The organism is Vibrio sp. 1-Bac 57 (assembly GCF_037546855.1).
Classification (GTDB): domain Bacteria; phylum Pseudomonadota; class Gammaproteobacteria; order Enterobacterales; family Psychromonadaceae; genus Psychromonas.
The window spans coordinates 105,736-125,194 of sequence record NZ_JALAAC010000004.1 but is presented as its reverse complement, the minus strand read 5'-3'; the positions used below and the strand labels follow the sequence as shown (position 1 = coordinate 125,194).

Genomic DNA, 19,459 nt, shown 5'->3' with positions numbered 1-19,459 from the left:
TTTAAATTGATGTAAACGGGCTATAAAATCAATTACATCAAAGCGTCTTGATCAGCGCCTTCTTTTTCAATCACTTCAGGGATCATGTGTTCACGCGATATACCAAGGTTAATCGCTAACGCACTGGCCACATAAATTGAAGAATAAGTACCTACAAAAATACCAATCAGCAATGCGGTAGCAAAACCATGAATCAATTCACCACCTACAACAAACAGTGAAACCAGTGTGAAGATAGTTGTACCAGACGTAATGATCGTTCTGCTTAATGTTTGTGTTAAAGATTGGTCAACGATCTCTTCAGGTGTTGCTGTTGCAATGAGTCTGAAGTTTTCACGAATACGGTCAAATACTACGATCGTATCATTGAGTGAGTAACCTATTACAGCTAATAAAGCCGCTAACACTGTTAGATCAAATTCAATTTGGAATAACGAGAAAACACCTAACGTGATTATGATATCGTGTCCCAAGGCTAATACAGAGCCCATCGCTAATCGCCATTCAAAACGCATGCTCACGTATAACATGATACAGATAAGTGCGATGATAATAGCAATACCACCATTCTCAGCCAGCTCATCACCCACATTTGGCCCAACGAACTCTATGCGACGCATATCCACATCACCGAAATCACCAGCTGTTAGTGCGTTTAACACTTGATTACCGATCACTTGGCCTTTAACACCTTCACGTGGTGCTAAACGAACCATCACTTCATGGCTGCTACCAAAATGCTGTACAACAGCATCCGGAAAATCAGCTTCACTTAAGGTTAAACGTACATCCTCTAAATTAGCAGGTTGTTGAAAGCCAACCTCAATTAATGTTCCACCGGTGAAATCTAATCCCCAATTTATCCAATTTATACTTAATGACCCTACCGAGATAACCACTAATAAAATGGATAACCAAGTTGCAGGCTTTGCATATTTCATGAAGCGAATGGTTTGCTTCGATTTAATTAATTCCAACATAGTTGACCCTGCTTAGATTGAAAGTTTTTTAATATCATTGCGGCCACCCCATAGTGCATTAACAATTGCACGGGTACCGAAGATAGAAGTAAACATTGAAGTTAAGATACCGATTGCCAGTGTCACAGCAAAACCTTTGATTGAGCCAGTACCTACAGCAAACAAAATAACGGCGGTAATAAAGGTGGTAATATTCGCATCCGCAATGGTAGAGAATGCATTAGCATAACCTTCATTAATAGCACGTTGAACCGACTTACCAGCATGTAACTCTTCACGAATACGTTCAAAAATAAGTACATTAGCATCAACAGCCATACCAATGGTTAATACAATACCTGCAATACCCGGCAAGGTTAATGTTGCCCCTGGGATCATCGACATCAAACCAACAATCATCACAAGATTAAGTATCAATGCAGTATTTGCAACCGCACCAAATTTACGGTAGTAAATAAACATAAAGATAACCACGGCTAACAACCCATAGATCATTGCTTTCATACCATTATCGATATTTTGCTGACCTAGGCTTGGACCAATCGTACGTTCTTCTACGATTTGAATCGGAGCGGTTAATGCACCTGCACGTAATAACAACGCTAAGTTATGCGCTTCAGCAGTATTATCTAAACCAGTGATACGGAAACTACGTCCTAATTGCGCTTGAATAGTGGCTACGTTAGCGACTTCTATGCGTTTTTTAGTTTCTGATTTGCCATTGGCTTTCTTTTTACCCGTTGGTAAATATTCAATAAATAAAGTGGCCATCGGCTTACCGATATTATCTTTAGTAAAACGTGACATTTTGCTGCCACCTTTAGAGTCTAAAGAAATATTTACCTGTGCACGTCCATATTCATCAGCACTCGATTGAGCATCAACAATGTGATTACCCGTTAAGATAATTTTTTTCTTGATAACAACAGGAGTGCCATCGCGCTCTTTATATAAAACTGAAGAAGCTGGAATTCGACCCGCCAAAGCATCCGATAAATCAGTATCAGAATCAACAGGATGGAATTCTAGCGTTGCCGTTGCACCTAGTATTTCTTTGGCACGCGCCGTATCTTGAATACCCGGCAATTCAACCACAATGCGGTCTACACCTTGACGCTGAACAAGCGGCTCTGCAACCCCTAACTCATTAACACGGTTACGTAAAATGCTTAGATTCTGTTGCAATGCATCTTCTTTTGCAGACTTTAATTTTTGTTCTGTCATGCTAATAGTTAAGTAGAAAGCACCGTTATTTTCTTTTTCGCTAAACACGAAACCTGGGTTGATCGGTTTTAAGTAATCAATTGCACTATCTAGAATCTGTTGCGATGTAAAACGCAATATTACGCCGGTTTCAGTAGATGCTTTTTCGATACCACGAAAACGTATTTTTTGCTCACGTAATTCAGCGCGTAAGTCTTGTACCATTTGATCTTGTTCTTTACTGATCGCTTCATCCATGTCCACTTCCATTAAGAAATGTACACCGCCACGTAAGTCAAGACCGAGTTTTAAAGGACCACCACCAATCGCTTCTAACCAAGCAGGTGTCGATGGGGCTAAATTTAATGCAGTCACAAAACCATCGCCTATTTGTGCGCTGATAGTTTCACGAGCAATTAATTGATCTTCACTAGAAGAAAGACGCACTAAGATTTGACCATTTTCTAATGCGGTTGATTTAGGTGAGATATTAACTTGTTTTAAAATATCTTGAACTTTGTCTAAAGTAGATAGTTCAACTTTAGCACCACGTGTTGCAGAAACTTGTACAGCAGGGTCTTCTGCATAGAGATTGGGTGCAGCATAAACGAGAGTAAATAAAACGATAAACCCAAGTAGTAAATATTTCCAAAGAGGGTATTTGTTTAACACAATAATGTCCTTTATTTGATGCTAAAGGTAAAGAGAACAAAAAAGGCAGGATAACCTGCCCTTCTTATTTAGATTGATTTAAGCGTACCTTTAGGCAGTACCGCTGAAATGAAATCTCTTTTGATTACGATAGTGTTATTTTCATTTAACTCTATTTGAACGTATTCACTTTCAGCACTGATTTTAACAACACGACCAATTAGGCCACCAGATGTTAGTATTTCATCGTTTTTGCTGATGCTTTCCATCAGGTTTTTATGCTCTTTAGTGCGACGCGCTTGAGGGCGGTAGATCATAAAGTAGAAGATAGCTGCAAAAACAACTAACATAAAAATCATTTGCATGCCGCCGCCTTCTGCCGAACCTTCTGCTGCTGCATGTGCTTGAGAGATAAATAAACTCATGTTATATCCTTTATTGTATAAAAATTAAACTATGTAATAGTATGGTAATTGTATTGTGTTATCAATTATTTAGAACTGGTTTTTCTTTTCCAATTCGCTTATAAAATATATCAACAAACTCGTCTAATGTACCTGCTGAAATGGCATCACGCAAACCTTTCATCAAACGTTGGTAATAACGTAAGTTATGGATCGTGTTTAAACGAGCTCCAAGTATTTCTCCACACTTGTCAAGATGATATAAATAAGCGCGCGTATAGTTTTTACAAGTGTAACAATCACACTCGGCATCTAGTGGGCTAGTATCTTCACGGTGTTTTGCGTTACGAATTTTAATCACACCATCGGTAGTAAATAAGTGACCGTTACGTGCATTTCTTGTTGGCATTACACAATCAAACATATCAACACCACGACGCACACCTTCTACAAGATCCTCAGGTTTACCCACGCCCATTAAATAACGCGGTTTATCTTCAGGGATCTTAGGTGCAATGTATTCTAAAATACGGTGCATATCATCTTTTGGCTCGCCGACTGCTAGCCCCCCGATAGCATAACCATCAAAGCCAATCTTAGTTAAACCATCTAACGACACATCACGTAAGTGCTCAAAACAGCCACCTTGGATAATACCAAACAATGCATTGGGGTTTTGTAACTCATCAAAACGTTGACGACTACGTTCAGCCCAACGTAGAGAAAGCTTCATTGACACGTCTGCTTCTTGCTCTGTTGCAGGATACGCAGTACATTCATCGAAGATCATGACGATATCTGAACCTAGGTCATACTGGATATCCATGGAAACTTCCGGAGATAAAAATACTTGGTCACCATTAACAGGACTTCTAAAGTAAACACCTTCTTCTTTGATTTTACGCATTTTACCCAAGCTGAATACTTGGAAACCACCTGAGTCAGTTAGTATTGGTCCACTCCAATTCATAAAGTCGTGTAAATCACCGTGTTGACGGATCACTTCTTGTCCTGGGCGTAACCAAAGGTGGAATGTATTGCCTAACAATATTTCTGCGCCTGTTTCATGTACTTCTTCAGGCGTCATGCCTTTTACCGTACCGTAGGTGCCAACAGGCATAAACGCAGGTGTTTCCACAGTACCGCGTTCAAAGGTTAAACGGCCACGACGAGCGCGACCATCGGTTGTTATTAATTCATATTTCATGGTTTTCCTTATCAGAGAAACAGTCTGATTTTTGATTGAACAATTATTAAAACGAACTGAATCATGACCTTTGATCTAAGTCATTGATTTGAGTTTTAATGTCTTACTTTTTTAGATTAATAGCTTAAAAATCTCTTTTTAAGGCTTTATTAATTAGTTTTCAGTTAATTTTTAGTTAGTTTTTTTAGTTAAAAACATCGCATCACCGTAACTAAAGAAACGGTATTTTTTTTCAATCGCAGTTTGATAAGCTTTATCTATATTTTCTTTGCCACAGAAAGCACTGACCAACATTAATAAAGTTGATTCCGATAAGTGGAAATTAGTGATCATGGCGTCAACCACTTGAAATTGATAACCCGGATAGATAAAGATACTGGTTTCAGAAAAGAAAGGAGCAAGCGCCTGCCCTTTTGCTAAGGTAACACTAGCAGCACTTTCTACGGAACGTACCGACGTTGTGCCAACCGCAATCACTCTGCCACCCGCCGCTTTAGTGGCATTAATTTTATCCACAACTTGTTGCGATACCTCTGCATACTCGCTGTGCATTTGATGATCGAGTATATTATCAACTTTAACTGGCTGAAAAGTCCCAGCCCCCACGTGCAAGGTAACAAAGGCAAAGTCAGTTCCTTTTGCCGTTAACTTATCTAAAATGGCTTGATCAAAGTGCAATCCCGCAGTAGGCGCAGCAACAGCGCCGGGATTTTTATTATATACCGTTTGGTAGCGTTCTTTATCGGCATCTTCATCGGGTCTATCGATGTAAGGGGGTAAAGGCATATGGCCAATACGCTCTAAAATTTGTAATACCGTCTCACTGCTGTGGACTTTAATTTCAAATAATGGACCTTGACGCTGCACCATTTCAGCCTTAACGTCATTTTCTAATAATAACTGACAACCTGGTTTAGGAGATTTTGAGCTACGAACATGGGCTAGAAAAGACTTCTCATCTAACACCCGCTCCACTAGCACCTCAATTTTACCGCCCGTTTCCTTGCTACCAAATAAACGCGCTGGAATAACCCGTGTATCGTTAAAGATAAGTAAATCATTAGCATTCACTAAATCAATAATATCAGTAAAGTTTAAATGGCTTAATTCGCCCGCGTTTGCCTGTAATGAAAGTAAGCGACTATGAGTACGCTCCGGCGTTGGGTAACGCGCAATCAATTCTTCAGGAAGGTGAAAAGAAAAATCAGCAACTTTCATGTAACGGTTCCAGTAAATAAAACGCGCAGTATACCTGATGCCACATGGGCTGAAAAGGTTTCTCGATTTTAAAAGCAGCAGAAATATAAAAGCGAAGCTGAATACATTCAACTTCGCTTTTATAAATAGCAACGCTTGTGGGAGAATCTGTCGAGCTTTACTCAATCAATGAATTGATCTCTTCTTCTGTTGCGTGTCGAACGTCAATCCCTTTTACTAAGTACACGATTTGCTCACAGATATTTTGGCATCTATCACCAATACGTTCGATGGCTCGTGCAGAGGCTAATACATTTAATACAAAGGGTACAGAACGCGGATCTTCCATCATAAAAGTCATCAGTTCACGTAGGATACTCTCGTACTGACGATTTACTTTTTTGTCTTCATTATGCACGGCAATAGCAGTATTAATATCTAAACGAGTAAAAGCATCTAAAGCATTATGTAACATTTTTAATACAATCTGCCCCATGTTCTCTAGCCCAATTAATGAAGGCACTTTTTTACCGTGATTCTCAATGACCATTTTAGCAATCGCAACAACACTGTCCCCCACTCTTTCAAGCTCAGTTATCGTTTTCATAATGGTCAGTATTAAGCGTAAATCACTGGCGGCTGGCTGGCGCTTAGCAATGATTCGTGAACAATCTTGATCCACTTTGGTTTCAAATTGATTCACTTCATTATCTTTAACTATTACTTTACGCGCTAGCTCTAAATCATTATCCGCCATTGCTGATAAAGCATCGCCTAACTGTTGTTCAATGAGTCCACCCATCTGCATAACTTGGTTACGCACACTTTCCAGTTCACTATTAAATTGTCCTGAAATATGACGGTTTAAGTTTAAGTTTTCCATTTTATTTCCTTATCTAACCGTAACGACCGGTGATGTAATCTTCTGTCTGTTTTTGTTTTGGTGAAGTAAACAATGTATTCGTATCTGAGTATTCAATCAATTTACCCATGTACATAAAGGCAGTTTGATCCGAGACACGCGCCGCCTGTTGCATGTTATGTGTCACAATCACCACGGTAAATTTTTTCTTAAGCTCAGTAATCAGTTCTTCAATCGTTAGTGTAGAGATAGGGTCTAGGGCAGAGGTAGGTTCGTCTAATAACAACACCTCTGGTCCAATTGCGATAGCACGAGCAATCACTAAACGTTGCTGTTGCCCACCAGAAAGACCAAAGGCATTATCGTGTAGCCTATCTTTCACTTCATTCCATAAAGCGGCACCACGCAGTGATGTTTCACAGGCTTCATCCAGTGTACGACGATCGTTTATCCCTTGTAATCGTAAGCCATATACCACATTCTCATAAATTGACTTTGGAAAAGGATTAGGACGCTGAAATACCATGCCTATACGACGACGTAAAGATGCAACATCTACCGATTTATCATAAATATTGATGCCTTGTAACTCTATATTACCGTCTACACGACAAATCTCTACGAGGTCATTCATGCGATTAATACAACGTAATAACGTTGATTTACCACAACCCGATGGTCCAATAAATGCGGTGACTTTACCCTTTGGTATTTTCATCGATACGTTATGTAACGCTTGTTTGTCACCGTAAAACAGATCTAAGTTTTTAATCTCCAATGCTGTATTTTCAGCGGTTAAAGCACTTAAATCATTACCTTTTATATTTAAATTTGATAAATCAATCATTGTCTTTCCTAATCTTTATTCACACACAAGACTGTGTCTGTTTTTAAAATGTGTCATTGTTTATGTGCAGCCATGCGCGACTCTTATCAACGCTGGCTGCGTATTGTATTGCTATCTTTAATGCTCCAATGAGCGGTATTTTTCACGTAAATTATTACGGATTGAAATGGCCGCTAAATTTAAGCCAATAATCACAGTCACTAATAAGAATGAAGTGGCATACACCAGTGGTCTTGCCGCTTCTACATTTGGACTTTGGAAACCAACATCATAGATGTGGAAACCAAGGTGCATGAACTTTCTATCCAAGTGTAAGAATGGGAAATTGCCATCTACAGGTAACGTGGGCGCTATCTTCACCACACCAACCAACATTAAAGGAGCTACTTCACCCGCGGCGCGAGCAACGGCTAAGATCAGTCCCGTCATAATAGCAGGACTCGCCATTGGAATAACAATACGCCATAACGTTTCCGACTTGGTTGCGCCTAATGCTAATGAACCTTCGCGTAGTGTACTTGGGATGCGGCTTAGCCCTTCCTCAGTTGACACAATTACCACGGGTAAGGTCAAAATAGCCAAAGTTAACGCTGACCACAATACACCAGGAGAACCAAAAGTAGGTGTTGGTAATGCTTCTGGGTAAAGTAGTTGGTCAATACTGCCACCTAAGATATACACAAAGAACCCTAAACCAAATACACCGTAAACAATTGACGGAACCCCCGCTAAGTTAATCACAGCAATACGAATAAATTTAGTAATATTATTTTTGCCGGCATATTCATGCAGATAAATAGCAGCAACCACACCAAATGGGGTAACGATCACAGCCATTAACATCACCATGAATACGGTACCAAAAATAGCAGGGAAAACACCACCTTCTGTATTAGCTTCACGCGGGTCGCTACTTACAAACTTATAAACCTGATGGAACCAATGCCCTACTTTCTGCATAAAGCTCATGTCATTAGGTTGATAGAAATCTAAGATATAAGATAACGGCATCGTTACTAAACGCCCAGTCATATCTTTCACTACCACACTATCGCGTTTAGCTTGATCTCGGTAATCAAATAACTCATTTTCTAATGCTAAGTACTCGGCGCGTAAGCTATCACTTTGAGCAGCAAATTCAGCAACCTTTTGTGGTGTTAGACTACCATCAAGCTCTAATTTACGTTTATTTAAGCGAATTCGATCTAAGTCGTAGTTGATACGCCCGATATCACCAGTCAGCAACGCATGCTCTTTGTCTCGAAACTCAAGCGCACGTTCAATGCGCTTATTTAGCTCATCAACCAAGCCACTTTTTTCAATATTTAACTTCTGCTCGCCCTCATTAATAGCGTCAAGGTATCCATAAAAATTACCGTTTTTGGTTCTTTCAAACACAACAATATCGTTGGCAATTTTTTTATCTTTAATAATAGTTTCCAATATCCATTGGAAATCCAAATCAACATACTCACGGTTACCTATTTTAATCAAAAAGCGTTGCAAAGAATCGCCTTCGTTCTCAAGACCGATCACCCCTGCATCAAGTAACTGTTGCTTTAGTACACTTTCAGTGTCGTATATTTCACCTATTAATACTGATTTTTGACCTTGCTCATTTTGCATATCAAACTCATACACAGTAGCAGGCCAAAAGAAACTTAATCCTCTCCATCCGATTAATAAGAACAACCCTATTACTGCAATCAAACTCAAACTTACAGCGCCACCGGTCATCCAAATCCACGGTGTGCCTGATTTAAACCACTTACCCATAATAACTAACTCCTATTTATAGGCTTGAATATTTTTCACGCAAACGCTGACGAACAAACTCAGCAATGGTGTTGAAAAAGAAGGTGAAGATGAACAATACAAATGCGGCTAGGAATAGGACGCGGTAATGTGAACTACCCACTTCAGATTCAGGCATTTCAACAGCAATATTCGCTGATAAAGAACGCATACCTTCAAAGATGTTCCAATCCATAATCGGGGTATTACCCGTCGCCATTAGTACGATCATAGTTTCACCCACTGCGCGTCCCATACCCATCATCACCGCAGAAAAAATACCTGGGCTAGCGGTTAAAATAACCACTTTAGAAAGAGTCTGCCAACGTGTTGCTCCTAACGCCAATGACCCCATGGTTAAACTCTTTGGTACACTAAAAATAGCATCCTCAGCAATCGAAAAAATGGTTGGGATAACTGCAAACCCCATCGCAATACCAACAATAAGCGAGTTACGTTGGTCAAAATTAATGCCTAATTCATTGGTCAAATACATACGCGTATCACCATTGAATAACCATAATTCAAGCGTATCGCTAAAGGACATAGATAAATAACCCGCAGCCACCAAAATAGGTAATAGGACCAGCGGTAACACACCTTCGCTGATTTTATCGCTTAATGACTTGGGTAAATTCGACCAAATCAGGGCTGCTACTAACACGCTAGCAGGTAAGGTAATTAATAATAATACGATCCCAGGTAATTGGCTTTCAACAATAGGTGCTAACCATAGGCCTGCTAAAAACCCTAAAATAACCGTAGGTAATGCTTCCATGATTTCTACGGTAGGTTTGATATAAGTTCTAATACTTGGCGCCATAAAGTAAGCAGTGTAAATAGCCGCTGAAATACCAATGGGCACAGCAAATAACATGGCATAGAATGCTGCTTTGATGGTACCAAATGAAATCGGTACTAAACTCATTTTTGCTTCAAAGTCATCACTTGCAGATGTCGACTGCCACACATATTGCGGTTCAGGATATCCCTCATACCAAACTTCTTGCCATAATGCAGACCAAGTGATCTCAGGATGTTCATTTTCAACATGATAAAGTGTAATAGACTTGCTATCTGCGCTGAGGATTGCATTCGCACGCGGAGAGATAGCTACGATTAAGTTACCTGCATCAGTAATAGACTCAGTTAATAACTCAGTTTCGCCTGTGGTATGAAAAATAGATAAGTCACCGGAAGCTGTCGTGGTTAAAAAACCTTTACGGAAAAACTCAGGAACAATACTAGTCACCGCTGATGATGATTTAAAATCACGAATGAAAGTAAATTCACGTTTATTATCACTTAACACTTCAAACCACTGGCTGATCACACCGTTATCATTAGCGACTAACAATGAACTAGCTCCGGTTAGTAAAGCCATATGACTAACATTACTACCTTTTGCATTGATTTTAAGTGCCGCAGTGATATGTATATTGTTAGTTTCGGAAACATCGTAAACCAACAAATCATTACCACTACGTACAAATAATTTGCTCAGATTAGGTGTTAATAGTAATTGATCTACTTGTTGAGGAAATGAAGGTAATTTAAATAACGATTGCTCCCAAACCGTTTCATCGGTCATCATATTTTCTTCAGCGGTTAATAGTAGAAACAACCCTTCGCCATTACCTTGTACTGCAGCTAAACCGGCATATTCAGGATTTATCTCAAAAGCTAAATGCGTTAATGCTTGCTTATCTTCAGAAACAATAAAATTATCTTCACCAAGAGGGAAACTAACTTCAGGCGTAATTAAGCGTTTATCTTTGGGATAAGATGTCACAAAACTTGGTTTAACAATCTTCACTTCACCTCGATCATTACTGATTGCATAAATACCCGTAGACGCCATTGTTTTAGCAATATGCTGAGTATTAGTTAAGGCTTGGTACTGTAGTAAGTTTTCGCCTAAATCATTTTTCCTCAATGAATAAAAGCTTAATAAACCTTGTTCATCAAGCTGGTAGCTAACTTCATTTTGCTCATCCAGACCCAATGCATAAATTTTTGTTGAATCTTGACGTTGAAAGGATTGTGTTTGTTCGATACTCACGGGTGCAAAAATAGGCAATACGACATACAATAAATACCCAAAAATTAATAACAATGCGACAAGCACCAATGTGCCGCCTCCTGTTACACCATATTTAACCAACTTATCCTTAACCACTCGCTTTTTATTCGCTTGCAGCGTGGTCGCTAAATCACGTTCCATTTACTATCTCCAACATAATTGATGTGGACGATTATATTGCTCTTATGTGACAGTTATATGACAACCTTATTGATATTGACATTTATAGTAACTGCATTAAATAACCAATCAATTTTGCTAGTTAAAACGCATCTCTTGCAGGTTTTAAATTTTGTAAAGAAAAGGCATTGCGTTACAAATATTGCAGATAAATCTCATAGATAAAAGCTTGAGATTGTTACTGAAGTAAAAGTCATATCTGCCAGTAAGGTAAGGTTTAGATGATGTAATCAAAGTAGAGAAAGATGGGGAGGAATTTTAGATCAAAAAAAAGGAGACAAAATGCCTCCTTCTTCAATTATGTTAATCAATAATGATTAAGCTAGCGCTTTTTTTGCAACGTCTACTAAATGAGCAAATGTTGCTTTATCAAATACAGCGATGTCAGCTAGGATCTTACGATCGATTTCAACAGAAGCCTTTTTAAGACCATTGATGAAACGGCTGTAAGATAATCCGCTAATACGAGATGCAGCGTTAATACGTGCAATCCATAGTTGACGGAACTGACGTTTACGTTGACGACGGTCGCGGTAAGCGTATTGACCAGCTTTAGTTACTGCTTGAACTGCTACGCGATAAACACGTGAACGAGCTCCGTAATAACCTTTAGCTTGTTTTAAGACTTTTTTATGGCGTGCACGAGCTTGTACACCGCGTTTTACTCTTGGCATTTTATATATTCCTTACTTAAGCGAATGGTAACATTCTGTTAATACTAGGTACGTCTACTTTAGCTACCATGCTTTGAGCACGTAGATGGCGTTTACGTTTAGTAGATTTCTTAGTAAGGATATGACGTAAGTGAGATTGCTTACGTTTAAAACCACCAGAAGCAGTCTTTTTAAAGCGCTTTGCAGCACCTTTGTTAGATTTCATTTTAGGCATTGCGAACTCCGCATTGTTAAAATATTAAATTAAACCAGTAAGGCGAGTAAATAGTGCGAATATTCTCACATTCGCACATCAATACTACTTTATGCCTTAGCTAGCACGTTTAGGGCCAAGTACCATCACCATTTGACGACCTTCCAGCTTAGGGAAGGATTCGACAGTTGAGATTTCAGCTAAATCGTTTTTAACGCGATTTAGTAATTCCATCCCAAGTGATTGATGCGCCATTTCACGACCACGAAAACGTAGCGTTACTTTGGCTTTGTTACCCTCTTCAAGAAAGCGTATCAGGCTGCGTAGTTTTACCTGATAATCGCCATCATCAGTCCCAGGACGGAATTTTATTTCCTTCAACTGAACCTGTTTCTGATTCTTCCGTTGTTCTTTAACGGATTTACTCTTTTCAAAGAGAAATTTGCCATAGTTCATGATGCGACAAACTGGCGGCTCAGCATTTGGGCTAATTTCTACTAGATCCAAATCTGCGTCAAATGCCATGTTTTTTGCTTCTTCTAAAGAAACAATACCTACCGGCTTACCTTCTGAATCAGAAAGACGTACTTCAGTACCAGTTATTTCATCGTTTAAACGATGTTTATTGCCCGTTTGCGGGGCTTTTTTTGCACCTTTTATAACAAATTCCTCCAAGTGATTTATGATCGTGCGATGATTTCTTGTTTTACATGGTCAACAAAATCATTAACCTGCATTTTACCAAGATCATCACCCTTACGTGTTCTTACTGCAACTTCATTTGCTTCGACCTCTTGGTCACCCACAACTAATAAGTAAGGAACGCGCTTTAATGTATGCTCGCGGATTTTAAAGCCTATTTTCTCATTTCTCAAGTCCGAAATGGCTCTAACACCCGATTTTTTCAATTTATTTACTACTTCCGTGACAAAATCAGACTGTTTATCAGTAATATTCATCACAACCACCTGTTGAGGTGATAACCAAGTTGGGTAAATGCCTGCATACTCTTCAGTTAAGATACCAATGAAACGCTCTAAAGAACCAAGGATTGCACGGTGAATCATCACTGGTGTATGTCGTTCGTTATCTTCACCAACATAAGTTGCGTCTAAACGACCCGGCATTGAAAAATCTAACTGTATTGTACCACATTGCCATGCACGACCTAAACAATCATACAAGGTAAATTCTATTTTTGGACCATAGAAAGCACCTTCTCCTGGCAAGTACTCAAACTTAACACCGTTTTCATCTAATGCATTTGCTAAAGCCGCTTCAGATTTATCCCATGTAGCATCATCACCAACACGTTTTTCAGGACGAGTAGATAATTTAACCACAATATCTTCAAAGCCAAATGTTTTATAACATTCGAATACCATATTGATACAAGCAGATACTTCTTCAAGAATTTGAGCTTCTGTACAGAATATATGCGCATCATCTTGTGTAAAGCCACGTACGCGCATTAAACCATGCAAAGAACCTGATGGCTCGTTACGGTGACATGAGCCAAACTCAGATAAACGTAATGGTAGATCACGGTACGATTTTAAACCTTGATTAAAGATTTGTACGTGACCAGGACAGTTCATTGGCTTGATTGCATAATCTCTGTTTTCACTACAAGTACAGAACATGCCATCTTTATATTTATCCCAATGACCCGATTTTTCCCATAAAGAACGATCTAGAATCTGTGGTGCTTTTACTTCTTGGTAACCAAAAGCTACGGTCTGTTCGCGAATGTAACTTTCAAGCTCGCGGAAGATAGTCCAACCATTTGGATGCCAGAACACCATTCCTGGCGCTTCTTCTTGCATATGATAAAGATCTAACTGCTTACCAATTTTGCGGTGGTCACGCTTAGCAGCTTCTTCAAGACGTTTTAAATAAGCATTTAACTGTTTTTTGTCTGCCCAAGCTGTACCGTAGATACGCTGTAGCATTTTATTATCAGAGTCAGCACGCCAATATGCGCCTGATACTTTCATCAATTTAAACCATTGGCTAAATTTCATCATCGGTACGTGAGGACCACGACACATATCGATATATTCTTCATGATGATATAAACCAGGACGATCGTCTTTATCAATACCTTCAAGAATTTCTAATTTGTATGGTTCATTACGTTCAGTGAATACAGCAATAGCTTCATCAACGCTGACTTTCTTTTTAACAACTTGATAGTTAGTTTTAACTAACTGTTGCATGCGTTTTTCAATTTTAGCTAACTCTTCATCATTAATGGTTACATCAAGATCAATATCATAGTAAAAACCATTATCAATGGTTGGTCCTATTGCCATTTTTGCTTGTGGATACAATTGTTTAATTGCATGGCCTAACAAATGAGCACAAGAGTGACGTAATATTTCTAAACCTTCATCATCTTTATTGGTGATGATTGAAACTTCTGCATCGTGTTCAATAGGGTCACAAGCATCAACAAGTTGTCCGTTAACGCGACCTGCAATACAAGCTTTCGCTAAACCGGGGCCGATATCTGCTGCGATATCCATAATTGAAGTAGTAGTGTCAAATTGACGTTGATTTCCATCGGGAAGAGTAATAATTGGCATGCTAATTCCTCACAGTGATGCTTCCAACCAAAAAGCATTTGTATTTGTTAAAATTGAGGAAAGTATTTTAGAGTATTAAGGAGCACAATAAAAGGTATTGAAGGTTAATTTATCAATACTCCCTTAAATTCTATCTGTTTTTATGCGTCGGCTTTGTCAATCGTCTCTTGGTCAAACAACTGCCCCTTGAATAGGTTTTGTAATACATCTTTATTACTTGCTACATATAACCCTAACTCTTCCAGTTGCTGATCATCCAATGAAACTGGACTCTGGCTTAAGAACAATGCAATTTGATCAGCGCTATCGAGCATTTTATCGTATGCATCCGCTTCTTTCTTACTGGTAAAGGTCATTTTTTCAACACCTTTTCTTTCTACTATGTATTTAATGATGACTGCCACGGTGGCCTCTTTTAATAACTAATTAAACATGGTTTTATATACAGTAAAACTATTTGTAATAGAATGCAACTTTTGTCATCTTAAAATTAGTTTGCTATTCTCCGTGAATGTTAAATTATTGATAATAAACAATGCAGACAATTATTTGCAGTCACTGTGACTTAGTATCACAAAAACCAACTTTAGCGGCTGGCTATGTTGCAAAATGCCCACGCTGCGAGCGCATTCTGTACAAAAACAAAGCTGTCAATGCGAATAAGTTGTTTGCCTTATCAATAACAGCGTTATTGATCTGTATTCCAGCCTTTTCATCCCCCCTAATATCTATTCATTTATTAGGTATTACGGAAGAAGCTAATCTATTACAGGGCGCAATTATGATGATTGATATTGCCCCTATCGTCTCTTTTGTGGTGTTATTTTGTGCGGTGGTTGCACCAGTATTGTTAACTTTATGTATTACTTTTAGTAGCGGCTGCGTCGTATTCAACAAACGCCCTTCTTTATTAAACCCAGTACTTAAGTTAACAAGTATTCTATTCCATTGGTCAATGTTAGAGGTGTATCTAGTTAGCTTTATGGTCGCGGTATTTAAATTAATTAGTTATGCAGATGTCTATTTTAATAGTGGGCTGTATTTTTTTGTGGCGTTACTGATACTAAACATGTCTATGCTCTGTGAATACAGTAATACAAAATATTGGGAATATTTGCGTAATGAGTGATCTACTAAAACCCGGCATCAGCGCTATGCAACAAGGTAGGCAGTTATGTAAGGTCTGCACCATGGACTCTTTAATTTCAGCTAACACAACGCATTGCCCTTATTGCGGTAGCCCAATCTCAGTGCGCATTAAGCATAGCCAACAAAAAACGTGGGCTTTGTTGCTGACCGCGATAGTTTTTATCATTCCAGCCAACCTATACCCTATTACCTATTTACTAAAAAATAGTACACTTTATCCTGATACTATTTTTTCAGGTATAATCAGCTTATTTAATAGTGGTATGATAGGCATTGCCCTTATTGTTTTTATTGCCTCTATCCTAGTACCTATTTTAAAGATTGTTGCACTTTCTTTCATTTCACTTGCGGTGCACTTTCAATGGCAGTTCCCCCCTAAAAAACAACTTTTTGCTTTCAAAATAGTCGACTGGATAGGACGTTGGTCAGTATTGGACCTATTTGTTATATCAATCATGGTAGCTGTTTTCGATAAAGGAAATTTTTTATCTGTTTACCCAGGTATCGCCGCTACTTCATTTACCGTTGTGGTTATCACCACTTTATTTGCTGCGCAGAGTTTTGATACTCGTTTAATATGGGATGCTAATACCAATGCAAAATAACCCCTCTGACCAAGCTATTATTGCTAAGTCACGCTCAATTTCCCCGATTTGGTTTTTGCCTTGTATTGCAGCCCTATTAGGCGTCTGGATTCTATTTCAAAATATTACCCATAAAAATGAACAAATCACTATTCACTTTAAGCGTGCCGACAGCATTATCGTAGATAAAACAAAAATACGGTATAAAGGTGTTATTGTTGGGACAGTGAAGAAAGTAGAGCTAGATAAAGTAGATGGCGTTAATGTCATTGCAGAAATAGAATCTCATGCCGTATTTTTATTAAAAAAGAAAAGTCAATTTTGGTTAGTTTCCCCAAAAGCCTCACTCACATCGATTTCTGGTTTAGATACCTTATTTTCAGGCAGTTATATAAACATATTACCCGGTGAAGGCGAGCCTGAAAGTGAATTTAATGCCACTGATGAACAACCTATTAGTATTCCTGATAATGCATTATTACTGACGCTTAAAAGTAAAAATGCAGCATCAATCAATGTGGGCACACCGATTTTCTACAAAAAGATACAGGTTGGGGAAGTCGCCCGCGTTCGCATTGATAAGTCAGGACAATTTATCAATATTCAAATATTCATTGAAAGTAAATATAGCCACCTGATCAAGCAGCAAAGTCGCTTCTGGAATATCAGTGGTTTAAATGCCAACCTGTCACGTGCAGGTATCGATTTTAAACTAGATAGTTTAACCGCACTTATTGCGGGAGGCATTACTTTTAATAGCCCGGCTTCTTCTTCGCCACCGAAAGCTGATAAGCAATATCAGTTATTTGATAATATTCACGACAGCGAACAAGGTTTGTCTATTTTATTAAAATTAAAAGACACCCATAATTTACCAAACAGAGCTGGCATTTTATTTAAAGGGCATGGTATTGGCCGAATAGATAAGATTCGTTACGACAGCAATAGTCAATTATTTTTAGCTGAAGCGACGATTAACCCTGCATTTGCCGAAATGATGACCGAAAACGCACAATTTTGGGTAGAAAAAACCGCCCTTTCATTTTCTAAAATAGAAAACCTAGGCAATGTTATTACCGGTGATTATATTAGCTTTACGCACAGTCAACAGTACCAACAAGAAACGCCACAATCGGAATTTTTATTAGCGCAACATAAAGATTCAAACAACGAGTTATCATCAGTCACACTGACCGCTGATAATGCTGATGGCTTGACTGAAGGAGCCCCCGTCACTTATAAAGGCCTAAAAATTGGCACAATAAGCACACTAAAATTGAGCAAAGACAGCCAACATATTAAAGTGTTACTCAATATACAAAATAAATTTACTTATTTGATCAACCAACAAAGCAAATTTCACTTATCAAGTGGGCTAGATTTTAAAGCATCCTTAACTGGGCTTGAACTAAATAGTAAACCGATACAAAAGATTATCCAAGGAGGTATTACCTTATATAATAGCCAGCGAGTGCTAGAAAAGCAGGCCTCAGAGAAGCAAGTTTCAAAGAATAATAAATCATCCCCGTTTAATAAAACTTTTTATTTATATTCATCTAAAGAGACAGCTAAGCTTGGTAAAAATGCATTTGCTTCGCCACTTAATGTCACATTATTAAGTAAAGAGTTGCCTTCTGTTAGTGTCGGTTCTCCGGTCTATTATCATAAATTACAAGTCGGTGAAGTAAGCGCCTTAGCACTGCATGATTCAAGCTTAATGCAAACTAGCCTTAAAATTAATCCTCAGTTCAAACATTTAATTTCAGATAGCACCGTATTTTGGAATATTAGTGGTATTAAGGTCGATGCGAGCCTCTCCGGTATCAATATCAATACAGACTCTTTGTTAGCTATAGCTGCAGGCGGTATAGCACTTGAGCTTTCTTCAAAAGCGATCGCTAATAAAATGAGCACTGGCCAATATCGTTTATTTGATAGCTTCCAACAAGCAACCAACCCTCCTAAACAATTAACGCTTACCTATGACGATGCCTTTGATCTAAAAGCGGGTAATAAAGTAAAACTTCAAGGTTTAGTGGTCGGTGAAGTCAATCAGCTTAAACTTAACAAGCACAATAAAGTCATTGTCACATTGGATATAGAGCCTCAATATTTTAATAAAATAGCTAAGCAAGGGAGTCGATTCTGGATTGTGCGCAGTAATATTTCATTATCTGGTACTAAAAACTTAGACACTCTAATCAGTGGTGTATTTATTAATGTATCACCTGGTAAAGGCAATTTAATGGCAAGCTTTAAGGGCGAAACGAATGAACCCTTATTAGCGCAGCATCAAACCGGACTGCCAATCACTTTATTAGCGAATAATGCCGGTTCTACTGATATTTCAAGTCCGGTTTATCATCGTCAAATACAAATTGGGGAAGTCATCGATAAACGTTTAAATAGCAACGCATCGGGTGTTGAAATCATTATTAACATATATCCTCAATATGCCCATTTAATCCGTACTAATAGCGTATTTTGGCCGGCTTCTGGTTTCAACTTAGACATTGGTATTACAGGTGCAGCATTAAAATCAACATCACTGTCTTCATTGCTTAAGGGTGGCATTAATATGAGCACACCAGATGACCAAAAATTACAACCAGCAAGCAATGCTTTCTCTAGTTTTAAACTGCAAATAGAAATAGAGGATGAGTGGTTACAATGGAAAATGAAAATTCCCAACGGTAATTAATTTAACTTTATGTTATCTTGCGCACATTTTTATAGCATTGTGCTTACAGAAGCGATCAGTCTATCTGATGAAAAAGTTAAGGTATTCACTTGTCCAATAGATAGCTATTGGCATTGAGAGCAGTACAGGTATTAACTTTATTAGCCAATAAAAATGATCGGT

17 protein-coding genes are annotated in these 19,459 nt (G+C 38.5%); 3 read left to right on the top strand and 14 right to left on the bottom strand.

Annotation, left to right across the window (positions count from 1 at the left end; all coding sequences use genetic code 11):
- Positions 1-32: 32 nt before the first annotated feature.
- The 14 genes from secF to MT391_RS04060 form a co-directional block, all read right to left on the bottom strand.
- A complete protein-coding gene (secF, locus tag MT391_RS04125; protein ID WP_499497009.1) occupies positions 33-980 on the bottom strand; it encodes a protein translocase subunit SecF in 948 nt (315 codons plus the stop codon).
- A 12-nt stretch (positions 981-992) separates the two neighbouring features.
- Positions 993-2,855: a protein translocase subunit SecD gene (secD, locus tag MT391_RS04120; protein WP_499497008.1), complete on the bottom strand. Its 1,863-nt coding sequence runs from the start codon at positions 2,853-2,855 to the stop codon at positions 993-995.
- A gap of 68 nt (positions 2,856-2,923) precedes the next feature.
- Entirely contained in the window at positions 2,924-3,259 is a 336-nt protein-coding gene (gene yajC / locus MT391_RS04115; RefSeq protein WP_166370197.1) for a preprotein translocase subunit YajC, read from the bottom strand.
- Positions 3,260-3,320: 61 nt separating this feature from the next.
- Positions 3,321-4,445 carry a tRNA guanosine(34) transglycosylase Tgt gene (gene tgt, locus MT391_RS04110; protein ID WP_166370199.1) on the bottom strand — a complete coding sequence of 375 codons (1,125 nt, stop codon included), beginning with the start codon at positions 4,443-4,445 and terminating at the stop codon, positions 3,321-3,323.
- 171 nt (positions 4,446-4,616) lie between these two features.
- A complete protein-coding gene (gene queA, locus MT391_RS04105) occupies positions 4,617-5,663 on the bottom strand; it encodes a tRNA preQ1(34) S-adenosylmethionine ribosyltransferase-isomerase QueA (protein ID WP_499497007.1) in 1,047 nt (348 codons plus the stop codon).
- A 157-nt stretch (positions 5,664-5,820) separates the two neighbouring features.
- The gene (gene phoU, locus MT391_RS04100) at positions 5,821-6,525 is read right to left on the bottom strand and encodes a phosphate signaling complex protein PhoU (RefSeq protein ID WP_028867646.1); all 705 of its coding nucleotides are present in this window, start codon (positions 6,523-6,525) and stop codon (positions 5,821-5,823) included.
- A gap of 13 nt (positions 6,526-6,538) precedes the next feature.
- Positions 6,539-7,351: a phosphate ABC transporter ATP-binding protein PstB gene (gene pstB, locus MT391_RS04095; RefSeq protein ID WP_499497006.1), complete on the bottom strand. Its 813-nt coding sequence runs from the start codon at positions 7,349-7,351 to the stop codon at positions 6,539-6,541.
- 117 nt (positions 7,352-7,468) lie between these two features.
- Positions 7,469-9,127 (bottom strand): phosphate ABC transporter permease PstA, encoded by a 1,659-nt coding sequence (pstA, locus tag MT391_RS04090; protein WP_499497005.1) that lies wholly within the window; start codon positions 9,125-9,127, stop codon positions 7,469-7,471.
- A gap of 16 nt (positions 9,128-9,143) precedes the next feature.
- A complete protein-coding gene (locus MT391_RS04085) occupies positions 9,144-11,369 on the bottom strand; it encodes an ABC transporter permease subunit (RefSeq protein WP_499497004.1) in 2,226 nt (741 codons plus the stop codon).
- A gap of 356 nt (positions 11,370-11,725) precedes the next feature.
- Complete coding sequence (rplT, locus tag MT391_RS04080; protein WP_499497003.1) at positions 11,726-12,082, bottom strand: 50S ribosomal protein L20; 357 nt, start codon at positions 12,080-12,082, stop codon at positions 11,726-11,728.
- A gap of 16 nt (positions 12,083-12,098) precedes the next feature.
- Entirely contained in the window at positions 12,099-12,296 is a 198-nt protein-coding gene (gene rpmI / locus MT391_RS04075; RefSeq protein ID WP_025564055.1) for a 50S ribosomal protein L35, read from the bottom strand.
- A 96-nt stretch (positions 12,297-12,392) separates the two neighbouring features.
- Positions 12,393-12,950 carry a translation initiation factor IF-3 gene (infC, locus tag MT391_RS04070; RefSeq protein WP_205962978.1) on the bottom strand — a complete coding sequence of 186 codons (558 nt, stop codon included), beginning with the start codon at positions 12,948-12,950 and terminating at the stop codon, positions 12,393-12,395.
- Between the two features lie 5 nt (positions 12,951-12,955).
- Positions 12,956-14,863 carry a threonine--tRNA ligase gene (gene thrS / locus MT391_RS04065; RefSeq protein WP_499497002.1) on the bottom strand — a complete coding sequence of 636 codons (1,908 nt, stop codon included), beginning with the start codon at positions 14,861-14,863 and terminating at the stop codon, positions 12,956-12,958.
- A gap of 140 nt (positions 14,864-15,003) precedes the next feature.
- Complete coding sequence (locus tag MT391_RS04060; RefSeq protein WP_166370211.1) at positions 15,004-15,267, bottom strand: YebG family protein; 264 nt, start codon at positions 15,265-15,267, stop codon at positions 15,004-15,006.
- A gap of 131 nt (positions 15,268-15,398) precedes the next feature.
- Here MT391_RS04060 and MT391_RS04055 point away from each other — a divergent pair, with 131 nt between their 5' ends.
- From MT391_RS04055 to MT391_RS04045, 3 genes are read left to right on the top strand one after another with little or no spacing between them, the layout of a single operon-like run.
- A complete protein-coding gene (locus MT391_RS04055; protein ID WP_166370213.1) occupies positions 15,399-15,992 on the top strand; it encodes a paraquat-inducible protein A in 594 nt (197 codons plus the stop codon).
- Positions 15,985-16,617: a paraquat-inducible protein A gene (locus MT391_RS04050; RefSeq protein ID WP_499497001.1), complete on the top strand. Its 633-nt coding sequence runs from the start codon at positions 15,985-15,987 to the stop codon at positions 16,615-16,617. Before MT391_RS04055 ends, MT391_RS04050 begins: the two co-directional genes overlap by 8 nt.
- Positions 16,607-19,297 carry a PqiB family protein gene (locus MT391_RS04045; RefSeq protein ID WP_499497000.1) on the top strand — a complete coding sequence of 897 codons (2,691 nt, stop codon included), beginning with the start codon at positions 16,607-16,609 and terminating at the stop codon, positions 19,295-19,297. The genes MT391_RS04050 and MT391_RS04045 overlap by 11 nt, the downstream gene beginning before the upstream one ends.
- The last annotated feature ends 162 nt before the right edge of the window (positions 19,298-19,459 follow it).